Source organism: Singulisphaera sp. GP187 (assembly GCF_900129635.1).
In the GTDB taxonomy this organism is placed as follows: domain Bacteria; phylum Planctomycetota; class Planctomycetia; order Isosphaerales; family Isosphaeraceae; genus Singulisphaera.
The window spans coordinates 2,256,855-2,278,593 of the sequence record NZ_FSRB01000002.1 but is presented as its reverse complement, the minus strand read 5'-3'; the positions used below and the strand labels follow the sequence as shown (position 1 = coordinate 2,278,593).

General features: G+C 63.8%; 10 protein-coding genes. 3 read left to right on the top strand and 7 right to left on the bottom strand.

Features of this window, described 5'->3' with window-relative positions; genetic code table 11:
- The first annotated feature begins 29 nt into the window (after positions 1 to 29).
- Positions 30 to 962 (top strand): hypothetical protein, encoded by a 933-nt coding sequence (locus BUS42_RS33255; protein ID WP_074314306.1) that lies wholly within the window; start codon positions 30 to 32, stop codon positions 960 to 962.
- 62 nt (positions 963 to 1,024) lie between these two features.
- On the opposite strand, the gene BUS42_RS33250 is transcribed toward BUS42_RS33255, so the two are convergent.
- Both BUS42_RS33250 and BUS42_RS33245 read right to left on the bottom strand, forming a co-directional pair.
- Positions 1,025 to 1,783, bottom strand: coding sequence for an SDR family oxidoreductase (locus BUS42_RS33250; RefSeq protein ID WP_074315617.1), 759 nt, complete (start codon positions 1,781 to 1,783; stop codon positions 1,025 to 1,027).
- 485 nt (positions 1,784 to 2,268) lie between these two features.
- Complete coding sequence (locus tag BUS42_RS33245) at positions 2,269 to 5,154, bottom strand: bifunctional YncE family protein/alkaline phosphatase family protein (RefSeq protein WP_254053956.1); 2,886 nt, start codon at positions 5,152 to 5,154, stop codon at positions 2,269 to 2,271.
- On the opposite strand from BUS42_RS33245, the gene BUS42_RS33240 reads away from it, so the two are divergent.
- Positions 5,138 to 6,025, top strand: coding sequence for an acetamidase/formamidase family protein (locus BUS42_RS33240; RefSeq protein WP_074314303.1), 888 nt, complete (start codon positions 5,138 to 5,140; stop codon positions 6,023 to 6,025). The two genes, BUS42_RS33245 and BUS42_RS33240, sit on opposite strands and share 17 nt — an antisense overlap.
- A gap of 169 nt (positions 6,026 to 6,194) precedes the next feature.
- On the opposite strand, the gene BUS42_RS33235 is transcribed toward BUS42_RS33240, so the two are convergent.
- Both BUS42_RS33235 and BUS42_RS33230 read right to left on the bottom strand, forming a co-directional pair.
- The gene (locus tag BUS42_RS33235; protein ID WP_074315614.1) at positions 6,195 to 7,577 is read right to left on the bottom strand and encodes a DUF1501 domain-containing protein; all 1,383 of its coding nucleotides are present in this window, start codon (positions 7,575 to 7,577) and stop codon (positions 6,195 to 6,197) included.
- Between the two features lie 52 nt (positions 7,578 to 7,629).
- Positions 7,630 to 10,158: a PSD1 and planctomycete cytochrome C domain-containing protein gene (locus tag BUS42_RS33230; protein WP_074314301.1), complete on the bottom strand. Its 2,529-nt coding sequence runs from the start codon at positions 10,156 to 10,158 to the stop codon at positions 7,630 to 7,632.
- Between the two features lie 266 nt (positions 10,159 to 10,424).
- On the opposite strand from BUS42_RS33230, the gene BUS42_RS33225 reads away from it, so the two are divergent.
- On the top strand, positions 10,425 to 13,427 hold the full coding sequence (locus tag BUS42_RS33225) for a GDSL-type esterase/lipase family protein (protein ID WP_254053955.1): 3,003 nt from the start codon (positions 10,425 to 10,427) through the stop codon (positions 13,425 to 13,427).
- A gap of 179 nt (positions 13,428 to 13,606) precedes the next feature.
- Here BUS42_RS33225 and BUS42_RS33220 read toward each other — a convergent pair whose 3' ends face one another.
- Genes BUS42_RS33220 through BUS42_RS33210 form a run of 3 tightly spaced genes read right to left on the bottom strand, consistent with a single transcriptional unit; the run spans position 13,607 to position 21,634 of the window.
- Positions 13,607 to 15,091: a DUF1501 domain-containing protein gene (locus BUS42_RS33220; RefSeq protein ID WP_074314297.1), complete on the bottom strand. Its 1,485-nt coding sequence runs from the start codon at positions 15,089 to 15,091 to the stop codon at positions 13,607 to 13,609.
- 14 nt (positions 15,092 to 15,105) lie between these two features.
- Complete coding sequence (locus BUS42_RS33215; protein ID WP_074314295.1) at positions 15,106 to 17,994, bottom strand: DUF1553 domain-containing protein; 2,889 nt, start codon at positions 17,992 to 17,994, stop codon at positions 15,106 to 15,108.
- Between the two features lie 52 nt (positions 17,995 to 18,046).
- Entirely contained in the window at positions 18,047 to 21,634 is a 3,588-nt protein-coding gene (locus BUS42_RS33210) for a CocE/NonD family hydrolase (RefSeq protein ID WP_254053954.1), read from the bottom strand.
- Positions 21,635 to 21,739: the final 105 nt, after the last annotated feature.

The window sequence follows — 21,739 nt, the reverse complement described above, 5'->3', positions numbered from 1 at the left end:
CCGAGATTCTCTCCTGTCGAGGCTCGATCATGGACGCCGACCAGAGCGACAGTCACCACAACTCAATCGATGCCACTCTCGCGAATCTCCTCGAAACTCTGCCCGATCGTCCGTCCTGGTACGACCGTTGGCGGAGCCTGGGCCCCGATTCCTCGGAGACCGACCGGCTTTCGGTCTATCAGGAGATCCGGGATTCCCAACTGCTTCCGGCGGACGCCGGCTTTCACTTGATTGCCTGGCAAGTTGACGCCCTCGCCAGCAAACACGCGGAAACCGCGCTTCGCGAACTCGACGACCGGCTGGAGGCCCTTGAATCCGCCCCCACTTTGAACGAGGAAGACGACGCGGAATCGGGTGCCACCTCTTTCGAGCACGAGCGCCTGCTCGAAGAGTATCATCGCGCCTGGTCCGCGATCTTCACCGCCCTGCTCGACGAACACGGCGAGCACGAAATCGCGGCGCTCTTCCGAACGAATCGCGAGGAGTTCGACCGGCGGAACGAGGCGGGGCGCCAGCTGTTCCAAGGTCCGCGCGACCTGACCGACACCCACGACTCGAACTGGCTCGACTCCCTGATCGAGGCCGTGGGGGCCAGTCTGGCGGCCGACAACCTGATGGGGCCGCTGGGGATCCTCTACGGGGAAAAGGATGGATATTGGGAGGTCGATATCTATCCGACTCCGGTGGAACTGATCGGCGGCGCGGACGATGGAGCCGTAGTCTCTCCCGCGTTCTCACTGGATCTGGAGGCGTTGCGATCCGCGTTCGAGCGGATCGAGGACTTCGGCTGGACGACGATCGGCTGGCCTGACGGCAACGGTCCGTTCGTCTGGATCAAGGGAGCCTACCAGGGGCACGAGCTGCTCTTGCGAATTCTGGCGCAGGCCCCCGAGGGGGAGGAGCCGGGATCGAAGTTGCGGATGCCCGAAGCGTCGAAAGAGACTCCGGACGATTTGGAGTGAGAACGCTGCACGATCGTTGAGATCGCCGCTTGCAACCGCGCAGGGCCGGGGCGGCAAGGCGCTCAGCCTCGGCCGACGAAGGGCATCTTCGTGGCCATCAAGGTCATGAAGAGGGCGTTGGCCTGAAGGGGCAGGCTTGCCATGTAGACCACGGTTCGCGCCACGTTGTCCACATCCATCGTCGGCTCGACGGCCTTCTCGCCGTTCGCCTGGAGCACCCCACCTTTCATCCGGGCTGTCATTTCGGTCTCGGCGTTGCCGATGTCGATCTGACCGCAGGCGATGTCGTACTCGCGGCCGTCGAGGGCGGTCGACTTGGTCAAGCCGGTAATCGCATGCTTGGTCGCCGTGTAGGGCCCGGAGTGGGGCCGGGGGGTGGTCGCCGAGATCGAGCCGTTGTTGATGATTCGGCCGCCCCTCGGGGCTTGCGTCTTCATGAGCCGGAAGGCTGCCTGGGTGCAGAGAAAAGCGCCGGTGAGGTTGATATCAACGACCCGCCGCCACTGCTCGAACGTCAGCGCTTCCAAGGGGACCGGCGGAGCGCCCGTGCCGGCGTTGTTGAACAGCAGATCGAGCCGTCCAAACGCCTCTTTCGTCGCATCGAAGAGTGCTTGTACGGAGAGCGGATCACTCACATCGGTGGGAACCGAAAGCGCGCGGGGCCCAGCCGGTCCCGCCTGCGCCACGGTCTCGGCGAGCGCCTCCGACCTGCGGCCGGCCAGCACGACCGAATAGCCGTCCCGCAGCAGCGCCAGCGCGGTCGCTCGCCCGATCCCCGACCCCGCGCCCGTGACAATGGCGATCTTTCCTACCGAGTTCATCGCGTTGACACCCTCATTCTTGAAGCGAGCCCGTAGAATCAACGACGACCCTACCCCCAGTCTTCTCACACGGCGGATCGCCAGCCAAGCGGGCAGAATGAAGAGAGGATACCACAGCGCCGTTTCGATCGTGTCGAGCACCACAATTCACGCTGCGTGACAAACGGCGACGGGCCTCCGAACCAGCGTAAGCCCGCGTATCGCCGCGTAAAGCGACCAATCCGCAATCCCGACGCGGAATTAGACGCCCTTTTCGACACTGGAGCAAGGACACTGGGTTGACGGATCCGGGTGGCCCGGACAACTTGCTTGTCCGGGTCGCGAAGCGACAAGAGGCTCAGGGTTTGGCCCGACCCGAGGGAAAGTCACGGCCGACCGGACGCCTCATGCGGCTTCGCCGCCCGGACAAGCAAGTTGTCCGGGCCACCCGGGGCCAGGCGGATCATCCGGTAACGTAGCGACAGTCTCGATTCCAGTCGTATTAATCAATCGTCATCATCATCGTTCTCCAGCCGCGGCACCACAAAGGCCGCGCGGACCGGCGGCGGCATGGTTGAGTTCGCTCCTTTGACGGCCTTCCAGATGATCTCGTTGAACACGAGATCATCCGCCTGATCCTCCTTCGAGAGGTCCAGCTTCAGTGACGCCGCAGCGCCCGGGGCCGTACGGAGGTTCACCTCCTTGAGGTCCACGTTTGCCGGACGGACCGTGTAGGGCGACGGATCGGCCGCTCCGGTGAATGCCGGCGACATCGGCCGCGACGAAGCGTCGAACTGGCTCATCGGGTCCAGCCCCAGGATGAGCTCGATGGTGCGGAGCATCGACGAGGTGGAGTACATCGTCGAATCGACCACCTTTCGCCTGGCATACGGGCTGATCATCAAGGCCACGGTGCGATGGGCATCCACGTGGTCCGAGCCGTTCTGGGCATCATCCTCGACCACGAAGATCGCCAGCTTCGGCCAGAACTTGCTCCGTGACAGACCGTCGACGACTCGGCCCAGCGCCAGGTCGTTGTCGGCGACCATCGCCGTAACCGTCGGCTTCCCGGGCGCGGTGCCCGAGGTGTGATCGTTCGGGAGCCGCAAGACGATCAGGCGGGGCATCTCCCCCGTTTTCTCAAATTCGGCCAGCTCTTCGAGGAACCGGTCGGCCCGCTTCTGGTCGGGGTAGTCGAGGTCGTAGCCACGATACTTCGGGTCGAAATGGCCTTGGAGCGCCTTGACCTTCGTATGCGACGGGTCCGCGGGGGTCTTGCCATTCTCGATGAATTCGCCGTAGCTCCGATACGTAACGCCCTTGGCCGCCGCGCGGTCCCAGAGATAACCGCCGGCCGGAGTCGCGATCGCGAAATTCCCCTCGGCCGGGAACGGGACGCGACCATCGCCCCGATAGCCCAGCGGCCAGGTCCGTTCCACGAAGTCGGTCGCATACGCTCCCATCGTCCATTCGTGGCCGTCGGCCGAAACCTCGGACTCGACGTAGAAGTTATCCAGGAGGACGAACTCACGCGCCAACGCATGATGATTGGGCGTTACCTTCTCGGGGAAGAGGCAGAGCGAAGGCTCGCCGTTGCCCTCGGACATGTCGCCGAAGACCTGGTCGTAGGTGCGATTTTCTTTAATGATGTAGATACAATGGGTGATCGGGGAGGGTTCGCCGACCTTGCGCGGAATGGGGTTATCCTTGGCGAGTTCGGGACCGGTTACACCGCCCGGGTCATCCTTTCTGATCGGACTGCACGCGTAAACGGTCCGGGAATAGTCGGCCATCTGCCGGGGCGAGGGCATCGGGATCGTGGACAGGGTGCCCTGAAGGAGTCCGCCGATGTACTGGCGGATCCGGTTCTCTCCTCCTCCTGCAAAGCCGGGGCGGGGGCCATCACGGTTCGCCTTGGAGGATGCCCCCTTGCCGTTGGTAACCCAGACCGTTTTCCCGTCGCGACTGGCGCGGACGCTCGTGGGATACCAGCCCACCGGGATGAATCCGAGCGGAGTACTCTTGCCAGGCTCCTTGACGTTGAACGCCGCCACGTCGTTGGTGTTCGCGTTGGCGACGAGCAGGATCGACTCGTCGGGGGTCAGCGACAGCGAGCTGGGTGTCGATCCGGCCGGGGCGCCGGGGGCGATCGCGGTGTTGATCGTCTCGACCGCTTGCCCTATCTTGGTGTCGAGGACCGTCACCGTGTTGCGGTTCGCATTGGCGACGAAGAGGTACTGCCCCTGCTTCGCGGTGATCATCTCGTTGGGGTGCTCCTGCGTCTCGTAGTGACTGAGGAGCTCATTTGCCTTGATGTCGATCACCGCAACCTTCGCCGCGCCCCATAGGCTCACATAGATTCGCCCCGTGTTTTCGTCGAGTGCCAGTCCGTAGGGGTACGAGTCGAGCCCGAGCTCGACCTCGGATACCAGGGCTTTCGACTCGGTGTCAAACCGCGCGAGCGTGTGGCCGAAGGCATTGGCGGCCCAGAGGCTTTTGCCGTCGGCCGAGACGGCCAGGCCCGCGGTCACGCGCTGGCGTTTCTTGCCCGCTTGGCTTGCCCCGGGGCCGTTCAGAGGTTTGCCGCGGTCGGGATACTGATAGATCGATTGGTTCGAGAGCAACCCGTCCTTGTGGTCAAAGCCGTAGATCAGGTCATCGAACCCGCCTCCGACATAGAGTCGGTGACCGTCCGCCGACCAGGTCAGGCCCGAGAAGCTTGCCGGAATGACAGCGCGGGCGATGGTCCGACCGGACTTGGCATCAAGGGTCCAGACCTCATGGTCGCCGAACCCGGCATGGAGGATCGCCAGGATCGGGGCCTTGGGGTTCTCAACCAGGAGTACGGGCAGGTCGCCCAGCGGCGATTGCTTGCCCGCGGGTTGCAACGACCACCCATTCGGCAGGAGCACGGCCCCGGACCGAGTCAGACCCGGAAGCATAATTTCGCGTTGATCCGTATCGCTCCGAGCCGGGTCATCGGCCCCGAGCGCCATCGCGGCGAGGATCGCCGTAATGACCGGGTACGCCCGTCCCATTCGTCCGTCGTGATGTCGCATGAAGTCCTCGTCCGTCCGCATGAACTTGCCAATCGTGGCCGTCTGGCCGCAACCCCTAAGGTAGCGAAGCCGGGAGCGGAGAGACACGCGGATTCGGTCGATCAGGGCATGAATGCACGAAAACTTCATCGTCCGAGCCGATCGCGAAGGTCCCGCCTGAGGATGATAGCTCAGCCGCTGGGCGATGTTATCGGGGCCGTCGCCGCCAAGTTCCCACGAGTTCGTTGCGGCAACCGCGAGACGGTACTGGTACCCTGGGCACGAGCGTGCAAACTCATCGTTCGTGCCAGGATCGAGAGACGCCACGAGGTCACTGATGAAGCACCTTCCCATCGGGCCGCTCTACTATGAATTCAGCCGACATCACGAGCCCCGCCTGCGGATCGAGCCGGGCGAAACCCTCTTGGTCGCGAGCGAAGATGCGCTCTCGGGACAGATTCGCAGCAACGCCGATCGACGTGACAAGATCAAGATGCCGTATAGCAACCCGCTCACGGGACCGATCGTGGTTGCAGGCGCCGAGCCCGGTGATGCGCTGGCGGTAACGATCCACGCGATCCGACCGACCCTCGGCGAATGTGCGACCCGAACCGCCGACCCGAAGCAACTCTGCGAATGGCTCGGCACCGACTGTCCCCACGGCACACACGTCTGCCCGATTCGCGACGGCCTGATTTACTGGAGCGACTCAGTCACAATCCCTTATACGCCGATGCTCGGCTGTATCGGCACCGCCCCCGACTGGGGTTGCCCGACGACCGCGCCGGCCGGGCCGCACGGCGGCAATATGGATATCATCGAGACCGGCCCGGAAAGCACTGTCTACTTACCCGTCTTCGTCCCGGGTGGATTCCTCTATCTGGGCGACGCCCACGCCGCGATGGGCCACGGCGAATTATCGGCCACCGGCCTGGAGATGCCCGCGGAGACCACGATCACCGTCGACCTGCACAAAGGGAAACGGCTGACATGGCCCCGAATCGAAACCCCCACCGAGATCATGACGATCGTGAGCGGCGCCCCGATGGAACGCTCCATCGCCCAGGCCTACGCCCTCCTGAGCCTCTGGATGGAGACCGAGCACGGCTGGGATCGCTGGCGGGCGTACGACCTGTTGACTCACGTCGGTCAGATCTCGGTGGGCTACTACGGAATCGGCACCGTGGCCGCCAAAGTCAACAAGCGTTACTTGCCAGGACGTTGATCGAAGCAGGAGCGAATCCGTCCCCAGGAGAAACACAATCCCGGCCGATCGCCTTGTCGAGGAACCGTGGGAATCCTCTTCCCGCATCAAGGCAGCCAGAACCGAGGTGCCACGGGTGGAGTCAGTCGAACCCATGGCCCTCAGTCGTGGTCAGCGTGGAACGGGAAGCTCAAGCGAAGAGATCGTGGGCCACTTCGCCGGCAACGTCGGTCAAGCGGAAGTCGCGGCCCGCGTACTGGTAGGTGAGCCGCTCGTGGTTGAGCCCCAGCAGGTGCAAGATCGTGGCATGAACGTCATGGATGTGCATCTTATTTTCAACGGCATAATAGCCGTAGTCATCCGTGGCGCCATACTTGAACCCGCCTTTGACTCCCCCCCCGGCCATCCAGAGGGTGAACCCCTCGGGGTTGTGGTCGCGGCCGTCGGTCCCTTGCGCGGTCGGGGTGCGGCCGAATTCGCCGCCCCAGAGGACGAGCGTGTCCTCGAGCAAGCCGCGAGATTTGAGATCCCTGAGCAGCGCCGCGATTGGCAGGTCGACTTCGCGTGCGTTTTTCTCGTGCCCCTCTTTGAGCTTGGAGTGCTGATCCCACTGCACGTAGGAGTCGCTGTGGGTGACCTGGACGAAGCGGACCCCACGCTCGGCGAACCGGCGGGCCAGCAGGCACTGGCGGCCGAAGTTCGCGGTCACCGGGTCATCGAGGCCGTAAGCCTTCAGGGTCGCGGGGTTCTCGCCCGTCAGGGACTGGATTTCCGGCATCGCCGACTGCATCCGGAACGCGAGCTCAAACGAGTCGAGCCGACCTTCCAGGTCGAGGTTCGGGCCGACACCGGCGAGGTGGTCGCGATTCAGGTCCGCCAAGAGGTCGAGCTGCATGCGCTGAAGATCGCGAGGGGTTTGCTCGTTCTCGATGAAGCGAACCCGGGCTCGATCGGACGGCACACTCGCGTTCCCGAGCGGAGTCCCTTGGTAGCGGGCGGGGAGGAAGGCCGACCCCCAGTTGAGCACGCCGCCGTGCGCCAGCGTCGGGCAGATCGTGATGAACCCGGGCAGGTCCTGGTTCTCGGTGCCCAGCCCGTAGGTGATCCAAGACCCCATGCTCGGACGCACGAAGCTATCGCTGCCGGTGTGGAGCTTCAACAACGCTCCGCCGTGGGCCGCGTTGGTGCCGTGAACCGAGTTAATAATACACAGATCATCAACGCATTGAGCCACATTCGGGAAAAGCGAACTGACCTCGATCCCGCTCTGACCGTACTTCTGGAATTTCCAAGGGGAGGCGAGCAGTTTGCCAGTCGGCGCGAACTGGACGCGCGGCTTGGGGAAAGGGAGGTCCTTGCCGTTATCGCGTTGCAGGAGCGGCTTGGGGTCGAAGGTATCGAGGTGCGACGGCCCCCCCTTCATGAACAGGAAAATGACCCGCTTGGCCCGTGCCGGAAAATGTGGTGCGGGCGGCCCCTCAGCCTTCTTGACCGGCGCACCGGCCGAGGATTCCTCGGCCATGAGTGCGGCCAGGGCAAGGGCCCCAAACCCCGTGGCGCAACCCTTCAGCATCCGACGGCGCGAGGTCAATTCCCAATTGAATTGGTCCACGGTCTGGCCCTCGTTACTCGATATAAACAAATTCGTTGGACGCCAGGAGCGCCTGGCAAAGCGCTTGCCAGGTGCGGAGCACTCGCTCCGGCGCGTCGGGCACCGAAGCCGCTATCCCTTGAGCGAAGCGGTCGAGGAACGCCCCGGCACGGGCCACTTCCGCCGGCTCCGGCGGCCGGCCGAAGGCGCGAACGTAGAGCCGGCCGATCCGGTCGCCGTCACTGGCCAACTTCGGTGCCAGCAAGTCGGAAGCCAAACTCCGCGCCGCTTGCTCGACTAGCGTGCTGTTCATCATGAACAAAGCTTGCGGAGCGACGGTCGTGGTCGCCCGGTCACCGTTGGTGACACCGGCTTCAGAGTAGTCAAACAGGTCAAACGCATCATACATGTGATTGCGCACGACCGGCAGGTAGACGGACCGCCTCGGGACGTTATAGTTGGTGGCATCCTTCGACGTATGATCGAAGAAATAGCCGCGATTCTCGACGTTGAGGAGCGATCCCCCCATCGTCGGATCCAAGGTGCCGCTCACGGTCAGGAGCGCATCGCGAATCGCTTCCGCCTCGAGCCGGCGCGGGCTAAACCGCCAGTGAAGCAGATTTTCGGGGTCGACTTCCCCCCCTTTGGGGTCGAAGGCCGCACTCATCTTGTAGGTGCTTGAGAGCATGATGATTCGGTGCATCGCCTTGATCGACCAGCCCGATTCGACGAATCGCTGGGCCAGCCAGTCGAGGAGCAACGGGTTGGTCGGGCGTCCGCCCAGGGCTCCGAAGTTGTCGGGAGTCGCGACGAGTCCCTTGCCGAAATGCCAGCGCCAGAGCCGATTGACCATCACCCGGCTGGTGAGCGGATGCGCGGGATCGGTCAGCCAGCGAGCGAATTCGAGCCGACCGCTCTGGGAGGCACTGAACTTGGGCGCGTCGGAGGAGGCCAGAACCGTCGGAACCCGACGTGCGACTTTCTCACCGAGCGACAGGTGGCTACCGCGAATGTGCACCGGGACGTCCGCGACGGTTCCCTCGGTCACCCCCATCGCCGCAGGCATCACGGGGGCAGATTTTTCCAGTTGGCTCAGGGCGTCGCGCAATCGCTTGAGCTCATCTTTGGTCGCTTGCGGGTAGAGGGGCTCGGGGGCTTTCGGCAGTACGAATCCCGCGCCCGATGCCGCTTGAAGCTGCTCGTTGGCACGACGGGTCAGCGCGTCGATCACCGCTTTCTGATCGCTGACCCGCTTGGCGTGTTCCGCCAGTCGAGCCCGATCCTGCGCGGTAGCCAGGGGGATCTCATACCATCGGGCGACCTTCTCGAAGGTCTCCATGGTCTTGGTGCTGCGGAAGATCCCGGCCAAGGCGTAGTAGTCGGTCGTGGCGATCGGGTCGAACTTGTGGTCGTGACAGCGGGCGCAACCGATCGTGAGCCCCATGAACGCGCGGCCGACGGTGTCGACCTGTTCGTCGACGATATCCATCTCCATCTTGACGCCGTCAACCTCGGCCAACACCTTGGGGCCGAGCGAGAGGAATCCGGTCGCGATCGACCGCTCGTGGGTCGTCGCTTCGTCCCCCTCGGCCGGCAGCAAATCGCCCGCGAGTTGCTCGCGGAGAAACTGGGAAAACGGCTTGTCCTGGTTGAACGCCTGAACGACGTAGTCACGATATCGCCACGAGTTGCCGTAGGCGACATTCTCATCAAGGCCGTTGGAATCCGCGTAACGGGCCACGTCCAGCCAGTGCCGCCCCCATCGCTCACCGTAGTGGGGCGAGGCCAGCAAGCGGTCCACCACCTGGGCGAAGGCGTCGGGAGATTCATCGGCCAGGAACGCCTCGATCTCGGCGGGCGTGGGAGGCAGGCCAATCAGATCAAAGGTCGCCCGACGAATCAACGTTCGTTTATCGGCCGCGGGCGCGGGCTGCAACCCCTTCTCCTCGAGCGCAGCCAGGAGGAAGCGGTCGAGCGCGGTTCGAGGCCAGGCCGTGTTGCGGACGACCGGGACTGGCGGGTCGACCGGAGCGCGAAACGCCCAGAACGAACGCCCGGACTCCGCATCGATTTGCGTCTTGGCCGGTGTCGGAGCATCGCCGGAGCGCGGGTCGGGAGCGCCCATCGCCACCCACTCCGTCAGCAAGGCGACCTCACGCTCCGACAGCTTGCCCTTGGGGGGCATTTTGAGGTCTTCATCGTCGTAGCGCACCGCCTGGATCAAGAGGCTCGTGTCCGGCTTGCCGGGCTCGATCGACGGCCCAAGATCGCCCCCCTTCACCCAGCCGTCCTTGAGGTCGAGGCTCAGCCCCCCTCGGATCTTCTTGGACTGCTTGGAATGACATTCGTAGCAGCGTTCAACCAAGATGGGCCGAATGTTCTTCTCGAAGAACGTATTGCCATCCTGGCCCGGCGCCGCGGCGGCAACCGACCCGGGTGACCCGGCGGCGACGGCCAAGAGTGCGATCGAAACCGCAACGATCCGTCCCAGACTTTCGCCCCTGGTCCGGTTCGTCTGATGGCGAGGCGTCCATTGACCTCGCAGCCACGATGTCTCGATCATGACGTTGTCCGATCAGGGCCAGGGGCTTTGTTCTGATGACACTGAAAAACAATTGTACCACAACCGGCCTGCTCATCCAAAGCGGTAATCGCGGCGAGTCGCACTCGTGCGATCGCATTTGGGATGAGGAGCGGGGGCAGCGGTCGGTTTCCCAGTTTACCTTCGCGCCGAAGCGGTTGGAAACTCGCAGTTGTCAATCTTCAGTGATAGAGTCGGGGCCTGAACGAGTCGACCCTCCGACACGGGACGGACTATCGATGATACCGATGCGACGAACCACCGCGTACCTGGCCTCCTGGGTCTTGCTGTTCACGACTGCCAGGGCTGACGCTCCCCCGGCTCCCCCTTCCTCACCGTCGCCCGTTCTCACCATCGTGACGTTGGGCGACTCAATCACCCACGGTGTCCGGGCGGGGGTCCGACCGGAAGAGACGTTCGCGGCGATCAGCGAACGCGAACTAAAGACGAAGGGGCTCAATGTCCGGGTGCTCAACCTGGGCATCGGTGGCGAGCGGACCGACCAGGCCTTGAAGCGGTTGGACGCGATTACCAATTCGCGGCCGCAAGTCGTCACAGTGATGTACGGCACCAACGACAGCTATGTGGATGCCGGCAAAGAAGGCCCGCGCGTCAGTCTGGACGACTTCCGGAAGAACTTGCGCGCCATCGTCGAACGATTGCTGCTCCATGGGATCGATCCGGTCTTGATGACGGCCCCGCGTGAGGCGGAGAACGCTCCGCTCAATGGGCTCGGCGAGAACCGAAACCTCCGCCTTGCCCCATTCATGGTGGCCTGTCGCGAGGTGGCCAAGGAGTGCCAGGTGCCGCTCGTCGACCACTTCGCGCGCTGGACCGATGCAGAGGCCAAGGGCCAGTCCCTGAAGGACTGGACGACCGACGGCTACCACCCCAATCCTGCCGGGCACCAAGACCTCGCGAACGCGATGATTCCGGTACTCCTCGAAGCCGTCCGGCCCAACACTCCTCGCGTCCCGTTCACGACCCGGCTTGACACCGTGCTCGAGCACAACGACGGCAAGTTTCTCTGGTATCACCCGCGCGTGACGGCGATCCCGTCGCCCAACGAGCCGGGAGTTCCCGAGGTGTTGATGACCTTGCAAAAGCATTTGAACGTGTCCGACCACTACTCGGGTCTGAGTATGATGCGGAGCAAAGACCTCGGCCAGACCTGGACCGAGCCCGACGCCGTTGCGGAGCTGGACTGGATCCATGAGCCCGGTGATGTTGACGTGGCGGTCGCGGACGTCACCCCCGGTTGGCATCCGGCAACGGGCAAGGTTCTCGCGGTCGGGGCCCAGGTGCGGTACAGCAAAAAAGGGAAGCAACTCGAGGACCAGCCTCGTTCCAACCAGACGGCGTACGCGGTGTTCGACCCGAAGTCGAGTCGGTGGACGGCCTGGCGACGACTCGAGATGCCGGACGGCGAGTCGTTCAACTTTGCCCGAAGCGCGTGCGCCCAGTTCGTCGTCGAACCCGACGGATCGATCCTTCTCCCGTTCTACATCGGCCGATCGGCTGAGGTGCCATATGCCGTAACGGTAGTTCGCTGCGGGTTCGACGGAGACAAGCTGACCTACCGCGAGCACGGCGACGTCCTGGCGTTGGACGTCGCCCGCGGTCTCTATGAGCCGTCGCTGATTCGCGCGGGGGGCCGGTATTTCCTGACGATCCGCAACGACCTGAAGGGATACGTCACCGCCGGCGACGATGGGCTCCACTACCGACCCGTCAAGGCCTGGACATTTGACGACGACCAGGAACTTGGGAGCTACAACACGCAGCAACACTGGCTCGCTCACGGCGACTGCCTCTTCCTCATCTATACCCGTCGCGGCGCCAACAACGATCACATCATGCGGCACCGGGCCCCGCTCTTTCTCGCCCAGGTCGATCCGCAACGGCTCTCGGTCATCCGGGAAACGGAACGAGTGCTCGTACCCGAGCGCGGCGCGGAGCTCGGCAATTTCGGGGCGGCGGCGATCAGCGATCGCGAGTCCTGGGTCACCGTATCCGAGGGTCTGTGGGACCAAAAGGCTCGAGAACGCGGCGCGAAAGGTGCCTTGTTCGTCGCTCGAGTGCTCTGGGAGGAACCGAAGCCGCCTGTTCTCAAGTCGACCCGCGAAGCCCTTCAGGGGGGCAAGCCGGTGCGAGTCGTCTGCTTCGGGGACAGTGTGACCGGGGTCTATTACCATACCGGGGGGCGCCGAGCCTATACCGATATGCTTAGGCTTGCCCTGCGACGATCCTGTCCCACGGCCAACCTCACCATGACCAACGCCGGGATCAGCGGTCATACCACGCGCGACGCCCTGGCGCGGATCGACCGCGATGTCTTGAGTCACAAGCCCACGCTCGTCACGGTCATGTTCGGCCTCAACGACGTGGCCCGGATCCCGATCGAGGAGTACCGCAAGAACCTCGACGAGATCGTCGCTCGGTGCCAATCCGCGGGCGTCGAGGTGCTCCTCTGCACGCCGAACAACGTGATCGACACCGGGGATCGCCCAATCACGAAATTGCTCGCCTACTGTGATGTCGTGCGTGAAGTTGGGCGGCGACTGAACGTCCCGGTCTGCGACATTTATGCCCGGGGAGAGTCCCAGCGCAACCGTGACGGGCGCGCCTGGCGGCTCGGGATGAGTGACGAGATCCACCCCAACATGGACGGCCACAAGCGGATCGCGGAATCGATCGCCCAGGCGATCACCGGAACCGACGTCTCGCTGGCCGACGTCCCCCCACCGACTCCCTTGCTCGCGCGGACGACCGCCCAACTCAAGGAGGGCCGACCGATCCGGATCATCGCCATGCCCCCCTTCGACGACCTACTCCGCGCAGCGTTGAAGGCCGAGGCTCCCGACGCCAAGCTCGAAGTCACTCCCTGGCCCACGGACGGGAAAACGCTCGCGGAGCTGGAGCAAGATGCCAAGGCGCGAATTCGTCCGGCGGCTCCCGACCTCGTCGTGATCGCGGTCCCGCGTACCGCCAAGCCAGGCGTGCAGGAAGCGTTCATCCACGATTACGCGTGGCTTATGAACTGGTCTCTGAACTTCGGCCTTGGGGGCTGGGACTGCATCGTCATTCACCCGTCGGTTATCGCCGCCGATCCCTCGGGGGAAAACGACCACTTGATCCGCCAACTGGTGCGAGCCCAGGATTTGCCCCTCATCGACCGTCCCCCCGGCGATGACCGCCCTGCCGCGGAACTCCTCCGCGATTGGTTCCGCCAGCAGCCCTGGCAAGAATAATTTCGCCTTAATCCACCTTAAGGGAACGTTGATGCGTCGTGCCAATCCGATAAGACATTTGCCGTCATGTCGGGTGGGCACGGCCCACCAGGTCTTACCTGGGAACGAAGCAGATCACCACCGCCACGGTCCTCGAGTCGAAGAGGTGGGCCGTGCCCACCCTACGATTCAATATGCCACTACACAAGAATTTCTTGAATTCGCTTGCCGTGATCGACTTCGAGTCGTTTGCGGCCGGGGATTTCGAGCCGGCGCGAGTCGAGTCCGAGGAGGTGGAGGACAGTCGCATGAACGTCGGTGACGTAGTGGCGATGCTCGACCGCGTGAAACCCGAGCTCATCGGTTGCGCCATGGACGATGCCCCCCCGGATCCCACCACCGGCCATCCAGATTGAGAAGCCGTAGTTGTGGTGGTCACGGCCATCGGCCCCTTGGGCACAAGGGGTCCGGCCGAACTCGGTCGCCCAGACAACCACGGTGTCTTCGAGCAAGCCCCGTTGTTTGAGGTCGGTGATCAGGCCGGCGATCGGCTTGTCAACCTGGGCGCAAAGGGTCGAGTGGTTGGCAACCAGGCCGGAGTGAGCGTCCCAGGCGCCCGCGGCGCCATCGCCGTGGAAGACCTGGATGAAGCGAACGCCTCGCTCGGCCAGGCGGCGGGCCGCCAGCATCTGCTGACCGAACGGACGGGTCACGTCCTGGTCGAGTCCATAGAGTCGACGCGTCGCTTCGTTTTCCTCCTGAAAGCGGAGGACTTCCGGGACGGCCGTCTGCATCCGAAAGGCCAGTTCGTACGACTTGATCCGGGCGCGGAGCTTGGGGTCGTTCGGGTACTCGAGCGCGGATAGGCCGTTGAGTCGCCCCAGCAAGTCGGCCTTCATCGCCGCCTCGTTCGCCCCGAGCGGCACTCCCGGCCGGGCGAAGGGCAGGGGGTCCGCCGGGTCAATTTTGAGCGTGACGCCCGAGTTCTCGGGGCCGAGGTAGTTGGCGTCGGTGGCCCCCAAGCACTGGTGTTCGAGGGCCGGACCCATCGAGATGAACTGAGGTAAGTCATCGCTCAACGCGCCGAGGCCGTAGTTGACCCACGCGCCAATCGTCGGATAACAGCCGTCGAGCAGGTGCCGCCCGGTGAAGAATTCCATCTGGGCACCGTGGTTGTTGTCGGTCGTGTACATCGACCGAATCACGGCAATGTCGTCCACACAGCCACGGACGTGCGGCCACCAGTCGCTGACCTCGATCCCGCTCTGCCCCCCCTTCTTGAACCCAATCTGAGTGGGATAGATCTTCACCTTGGTTTTATCGATGATGTTGTTGGCAACCTGCTCGCGGACGTTCCTCAAGAACGGCGAACCGAAAACCGTATTCTTGTACGCACTCTCGTTGATCGTCTTCCCCGCGTTCTTCGTCAATTCGGGCTTGGGGTCGAAACTCTCGAGGTGGCTGACACCTCCGCGCATCATCAGCCAGATGACCCGTTTGGCCCGTGGCGGAAAATGCGGCTGGCCGTCGGGGGGACCCCAGCCTGGAATGGAATTGGCGCGGACCACTCCATCACGGTGGAGCATCGCCCCCAGCGCCAGACCGACAAACCCCATCCCGGCATCCGCCAGGAACCCTCGACGCGTCGGTCCAGGGCAGGCACACATTGCGTGATGTTCGTCCATGGCGTCCGTCCCAATTATTGGATCGTGATAAAATCGTTATGATTCAAGAGCACATGGACCAGGGCCACACGCGCCCGACCTTCCGGTGAGGCGCCTTGCTTCTCCGTGGCAAACGCCGATGCGAGCCGCTCGAGGCCCGACGCGCACTCAAGCCGCTCCGCGACGGTCGGCGACCGGCCCAGGAGTCGCTCGTAGGCGGAGTCAATGAACGCTCCCCGGACCGCGGGCTCCGCACCGACTTCATGGTCGATCACCGAGGCGATGTCCCCCGCTCGCGTCAGAATCATCCCACTATTACTCAAGGCGAGTGCCTGCTGAGGCACGATCGTGGTGGGGCGGCGGTAACAATCGGTCACGCTCGCGGCATCAAAGACCGAGAGGAACGGGATGTTCTCTCCGCTCGCATAGCGGTAGTAGAGGGTCCGACGGGTGCCGGTCTCGGCCGAGGCGACGGGCAAGTCAGGCCCACCGAGCTTGGGGTCGAGGAGACCGGCAAGGAACAGGACGCTGTCTCGGACCACCTCTCCCTCCATACGCTGAACATTCATCCGCCAGACGTAATGATTGTCAGGGTCGATGGCCACGTTCGAATCCGCGGCGCCCGCGTCAGTCGAGCGCATGCGGTACGCTTGCGAGGTCACGATCAACCGATGCAGATGCTTGAAACTCCAGCCGGATTCGATGAACTCGACGGCCAACCAATCGAGCAGCTCGTGGTGATCGGGCCGAGGCGTTCTCAGACCGAAGTCGTCGAAGGAACCGACCAAGGGTTCGCCAAAGTGACGGGCCCAGACATGATTCACCGCGACGCGGGCCGTCAGGGGATTGCGGCGGTCGACGAGCCAACGCGCCAGCGCGAGTCGGCGGCCCGTACTCGTCTTGGCGTAGGGGGCGTTGCTCGGGATGTCGCGAAAGGTGGTCTTGGCGCGTGGAAATTCGAGCGCACGCGGGGTGTATTCCGTCGTGACGGGTGCACCGATGGATTTCTCTGCGCGGGCGAATTGCGATTCCGCACGGGAGAGTCGACCGCGTGCCTCGACGAGCTCTCCGGCGACCTTGGAGCGCGCCGCTTGGTTGGGATCAGCCTTCGGGTCAACGCCAATCGTGTTGAGGAAGCCATCGAGGGTGCGTCGCGCGCGGCTCAGGTCTCTCTGAGCGATCAGGCGGTTGGTCTTGGATTCGATCCAGGCGAGTCGACGTTGAGCCGTCACCGCCGCTCGAGCGGCCTCGGCCCACGCCTCGGAGCCGTCGGCCTTGGCCCCCTGATCTTCAAGTTCCTCGGCGCTCAGGACCGCCTTCAAGGCCGTCTGCCTGGCCTCGGCCAAGGCCAGACGCGACGTTGCAAGATCGAGGTCGACCTGGGCGTCGCGAGCGGCCCGATCCGCACGGACAACCGTCTCGATAACCAAAGCAGCCGCGGCTAACGCCGCCGTGAGCTCGGCAGGCTTGTCGGCGGTGGCATTGACTTGAGTTTCGGCCTGATTGTTGGATTCGGTCGCGGCGGCGAGGGCTTTGTCCGCCTGCTCGAACCGCTTCCGAGCATCAGCGACGACGGAACCGGCCTGCGCGACGGCTTGCTGAACGGCCTCGAGTGCTTCGCGAGCGACAAACGCGCGTTTGTCGGGACTGGCGGCAACGTCGGAGAGGGAAACGGGGACAATCTTGATCTCACCCCCCAGGACGTTGGGAGTCGCCGGCTGGAGCGGTCGGGTCTTATCGGGAGTGGTCTCATCACCGCGAATGAACAAGTACGTCGACGTTTCCAGAAAGTCATCGAAGACCCGCGGCAAGCCCGCCTTGGTGCGATCGGGCTGACCCGGGACTCGGTCGACCCGGACGTGGTGAGGCTCGAAGAAGGCACGAAGGCGGTAATAGTCGACCTGGGAGACCGGATCGAATTTGTGGTCGTGGCAACGGGCACACTGGATCGTCAGGCCGAGGAAGGCGCGGGCGGTGTGCTCGACGGTGTGATCGAGCCAGGCGTTCCGATTGAAAATATTCCAGTTCCGCACCAGAAATCCGGTCGCTCTGATTGTCTCCGGGTCGTCGGGGGCGAGCTCGTCGCCGGCGAGCATCTCCTCGACCATCCGGTTGTAACCCTTGTCGGAGTTCAGCGCCTCGACGATCCAGTCACGCCATTGCCAGATATGAGGATGACTGTAGCGAATCTCCTCGCCGAGTCCGTACCAGTCACTATAGCGCCAGACATCCATCCAATGCCGTCCCCAGCGCTCGCCATGGCGCGGGTCGGCGAGAAGGCGGTCGACAACGCCACTCGCCGCGTCGGCCGATCGGTCGGCAAGAAACCGTTGCCGTTCCGCACGGGTCGGTGGCAGACCGATCAGGTCGAGCGAAACGCGGCGGAGCCAAAGGTCGCCGGCCACCGGCGGACTCGGCTTCAGGCCTCGGGATTGATAGCCGGCGGCGAGAAAGGCGTCGATCGAGTTGTTCGCCCAGGCTGGGTCGTTGGGGCGCGGGACCGCGAGTCGAACCGGTGGCTGATAGGCCCAGTGCCGGCGGGGATCCTCAGGGGTCGGCTCCGGCGGTGCGTTGGCCCCCTGGTCGATCCAGGCCCGGAGTGTCTCGACCTCTACGGCGGTTAGTGGCACACCCTCGCTCTCGGGCGGCATTCGCTCGGCGCCGGCCGCCTCGGCCACCCGCTCGAGGATCAGGCTCTCGGCGCTCTTGCCCGGCTCAATCGCAGGCCCGCCATCGCCCCCGCGGCGGAGGAATTCCGCCGTGTCCAGACGTAAGCCCGCCTTCTGCCGGATCGCCCCATGACAGCTCGTACACCGCGCGGCCAGAATCGGCTTGATCTCACGACCATAGTCCACCGGCGCTGCGGCCGAGGCAACTTGAGCCATCCCCAGGACAGACCACCCAATCATCAGCCTGATCGCCATCAGGTCGCCTCCAAGTCACCTGGCAAGTTCAAACACCAATCCAAGGATCTCATCAATCGTTGATTGCCGCGGCCCCGGGCACTTGCCAACGCTCGTCGAACAACCCGGCCTGAATGACCTCATCGTTTGCCGGTCCCGAACGATTCTCGGCAAGCTTGACGACGGCCCAATCGCCCAGGCGGGGGAAGAGCAGGTAGTTGAGGGTCGACAATTCCTTCGCATGAAAGGTGTGGCCGCTATTGAGAACCACGTACCGATGGGGAGCGAGCGGATTGGGATGAATCAACAACGGTGCATAATTCGCCGCCGGGTACGTTGCATTGCCGACCGTGCATTCGTCCTTCGTCCAACGGACCGGAAGTTGAGGAAGCACCTGGCTGATCCAGCGGTTGCTCCCGGGGTCGCCGAAGAGGATGAGGTTTGCGCGGCGCAAGTCGTCCGGGGTCACGGCCGTATCATCCTTGATCGGCAGTTCGCCGCGGAAATACTGGTTCCACTCGGCGGCGAACTGCTTCAAGCTCTCCTCCGACCACGCCTGAACGGCCGGGTTCCAGGGCGTCCCGGTGCCACGGACGCAGAGGAATGGAGTCGTGAACGCATCATCGATCGGCCCCTGTAATCCGGGGCGTTTGCTGATCCGTTGGGAGTCGTCGAGCGCACCGTCGTCGACCCATCGGCCCTCGCGTTTGGCGAGGACGATCGCATGGTCGCCCTGATCGGCACCATTCCCCGAGATCGAAGTCCATTCCGAACCGACCCGGATCCGCGTGATGCCAGCCTTCGCGATCGGCGGATGGAGAGCGAAACAGCTCACGTTGGTCGGCTCCGCCACTTCGATCGAGCCGTCGTCGCTCACTCGGGCAACGATCTCGGCCCGGGTGTAGTGCTCGGTCATGCCGAGGATTTGCACCCAGTGGGAGCGACTGTACTTCAAGGTCCAGGTGACGAAGCGAATCGAGCTCGGGGCGTGGTTCAGCCCTTTGTCCGCATGCTCCTGAATCCGCCGCATCTGCTCGCGATGGGTCACGGGGTCGATCACGTGTCCGGTTCCCGGCGAGATCAGGTTGACCATCGTCAGGCCCGCATCGGCCATCGCTCGACCCATCATTTCGTGGGCCTGGAAGTTCTCGTCCTTCTCCCCCATGCAGGCGATGGCCGGCACAATCCCGGCATTGGCCGCGTAGTCGACCGAGTCGAGCATATGCAACCCTTTATCCTGGTAGGAGGGCAACGCGCCGACTTTGACGAAGCGGGGGACGGGAGTCAAGGAAAACTGACGCGTGTCGACATAGCCGCAGTAAGGGCCGAGGGCGACGAATCGATCCGGGTGCTTGAGCCCGAGGTGCCACGTCCCCGAGGCGCCCATCGACATCCCTCGGAGCACGATTCGGTCTCGGTCGATCGCGTAGTTCCGACAGACGGCCTCGATCGCCTCGAAAACGTCGGTCTCGCCCGCCCAACGATACCCATTCTCGACCCGACCCAACGGATGGAGTTCGATATAGTTTTGATCAGGATTTTTTTTGCCGGGATGATTATCTTCGTCGAACCGTTGCATGAACCGCGACTCACTCATTCCGGTCGGCAACGAGCTGCCGTGCAACACGACGTCGAGCCGGATCGGTTTGGCGCGGTCGTAATTCGCCGGGACGATCACGCCGTAGGGTTGCACCGAGCCATCCACCGCGGAAACGAAGCCCCGGACGACCGGCCCCTGTTTCTCGCCCCAAGGTTGCTTGCCAGCCTCGAGCGCGGCGACCCGGTTCCGGCAACGCTCCATCGCCCGTTCGAGCAGGGAGAAGTCGGCCGGCGCCAGCTTCGATTCGTAGCGGAGGGCCCAGGTGATCGCCTTGGCGAACACCTCGGCATCGGCACGTTGGTCCCGATCGGCGGGATTGAGCGCAGGTCGTTTTTCAAGTCGACCCTTCACGTCGTGAAGTTCCTGTTCGAGCCGCGCCCGCTTGTCGACGACCGAGGCGCTCGGTCGCACGGGCGCGAGGATCCGCGACGCATGCGGGCGGTCGTGGTAGACCGTATTCGTCGCCACGACCTGATTCGCCGGAGGGTCGAGCGTCAGTGGCTCGCCCGTGTTCGGGTTCGGCTCGTAGAACGGGGCCCCGGTACTGGCCACGGTGATCCGAATCCGATGACCGCGGTTAAAGACCTGGCTCGTCCAGCCGACGTCGAACGCGACCTTGGCGATTTTGCCGGGCTCGAGCAGGACCTCTCGGTCATACCCGTCGCGGTAACGAGCCCGGCGCACGTAGTCCATGAGCAGGATCGAGCGGCCGTCAGGGTAAACATCGGAGACCCGGACGATGAAGTCGGTGTCTCGGGCCGTGGAAGCGACGTAGAGCTCCGCCTTCACCTTCCCCGTCCACTCGACGGGTTCAGTCAGGACCTCCGTGGTAAACGTCCGCACTTGCGCCTGGCTCTCGAACTCACGCGCGTCTTTCGCCCCGGGGAAGCCACGGGCCGGAATCTCGTTCGGGTGGACCGGGTCAGCCAGGAAGGTCGTCGCCGACGTTGGGGTTTCGGGGGCCTTGGCGGTGAGTTTCCCTCCCTCTTGGAGGTAGAGTGACGCCTCATCCACGGGCAGCGGCCAGTCGGTCGCCGTGCGCCACTCGTTGCCCGGGGCCGCTTCTTCTCCGACCGCCCCCATCACATAGTAGCGAACCGTGGGCTCACGCTCGACACCGTTGTCGACCCCTTTGAGGTAGTGGTCGAACCAGCGGATCATGTGCGCGTCCATCGCGAATCGGGCGTTCTCGGGATAGGTCAGCTCGCCAACTTTGTTCGACTCCTTCACCCCGCCGTGGAGCCAGGGTCCGATCAGAAGTTGTTGCTTCCCTTGAGAATTCGGTCCCCCTCGGTGCTGGCGGCCGATGAAGCTCTCAACCGAGCCGATGCACATAAAATCAAACCAGCTTCCGACGGTAAAACAGGGGACGTTCATCGCATCGAAGTGCCGGGTGCAATCCTCGTCAGCCCAGTAGGCGTCGCAGATAGGGTGCGTGAACCACTCTTTGAGAAGGCGGCGGTTGTCCTCGGGCACGCGGCAGACGGCGTCCATGGTTTTGAACCGTTCCGGCCGAGTGGCGCCTCCGATCCGGTAGCCTTCGTGGAACAGGCTCAGGCCGGTGTCGATCATGTACTGGCAGGTCAGGTGGGGCGGACGGGTGACAGCCAGGAAGTTTTGCGCGAAGCCGGCTTGCGAGCCACCGAACGTCCCCACCTTGCCTGTCGACCACGGCTGTTTGGCGAGCCATTCCACCGTGTCGTAGCCGTCCCGTTTTTCACCCCAGCCGAGGTCACGATAGCCGACCCAGGTCCCTTCCGAGAGCTGGGCGCCCCGGAAATTCTGGCCGGCGACGACGTAGCCCGCCGCGGCCATGCGGGCGAGGCTCTTGCGTGCGCCCTTCAGGTCGGCATACCGCTGTTCATACAAGACTGGCCAGGGACCATCCCCCTTCGGGATGTAGAGATAGGTCGACAGTCGAACCCCGTCACGCATCGGCACCATCACGTGCGTCTCCGTGACCGGGCCCAGGTCGGTCGCGGGGGCTGGCTCCGCGGCCTCCGAGACGCTCACCGCCGCGATCAGGCCGGCGAGAATCCACAAGCATTTTCGAGTTCTCACCAGCAATTCTCCCTGTCAGAAACACAACGACACGTCAACTTCGACCCGATTGTCGAAGGCTGAAAACCGGGATGCAAGCAAGAGCCGAAAAGATCGGGGAAAGCC

Coding starts and splice junctions, on each gene's coding strand:
- BUS42_RS33255 (WP_074314306.1), top strand. CDS start 30: ATGGACGCCGACCAGAGCGACAGTCACCACAACTCAATCGATGCCACT.
- BUS42_RS33250 (WP_074315617.1), bottom strand. CDS start 1,783: ATGAACTCGGTAGGAAAGATCGCCATTGTCACGGGCGCGGGGTCGGGG.
- BUS42_RS33240 (WP_074314303.1), top strand. CDS start 5,138: ATGAAGCACCTTCCCATCGGGCCGCTCTACTATGAATTCAGCCGACAT.
- BUS42_RS33245 (WP_254053956.1), bottom strand. CDS start 5,154: ATGGGAAGGTGCTTCATCAGTGACCTCGTGGCGTCTCTCGATCCTGGC.
- BUS42_RS33235 (WP_074315614.1), bottom strand. CDS start 7,577: ATGCTGAAGGGTTGCGCCACGGGGTTTGGGGCCCTTGCCCTGGCCGCA.
- BUS42_RS33230 (WP_074314301.1), bottom strand. CDS start 10,158: ATGATCGAGACATCGTGGCTGCGAGGTCAATGGACGCCTCGCCATCAG.
- BUS42_RS33225 (WP_254053955.1), top strand. CDS start 10,425: ATGCGACGAACCACCGCGTACCTGGCCTCCTGGGTCTTGCTGTTCACG.
- BUS42_RS33220 (WP_074314297.1), bottom strand. CDS start 15,091: ATGGACGAACATCACGCAATGTGTGCCTGCCCTGGACCGACGCGTCGA.
- BUS42_RS33215 (WP_074314295.1), bottom strand. CDS start 17,994: ATGGCGATCAGGCTGATGATTGGGTGGTCTGTCCTGGGGATGGCTCAA.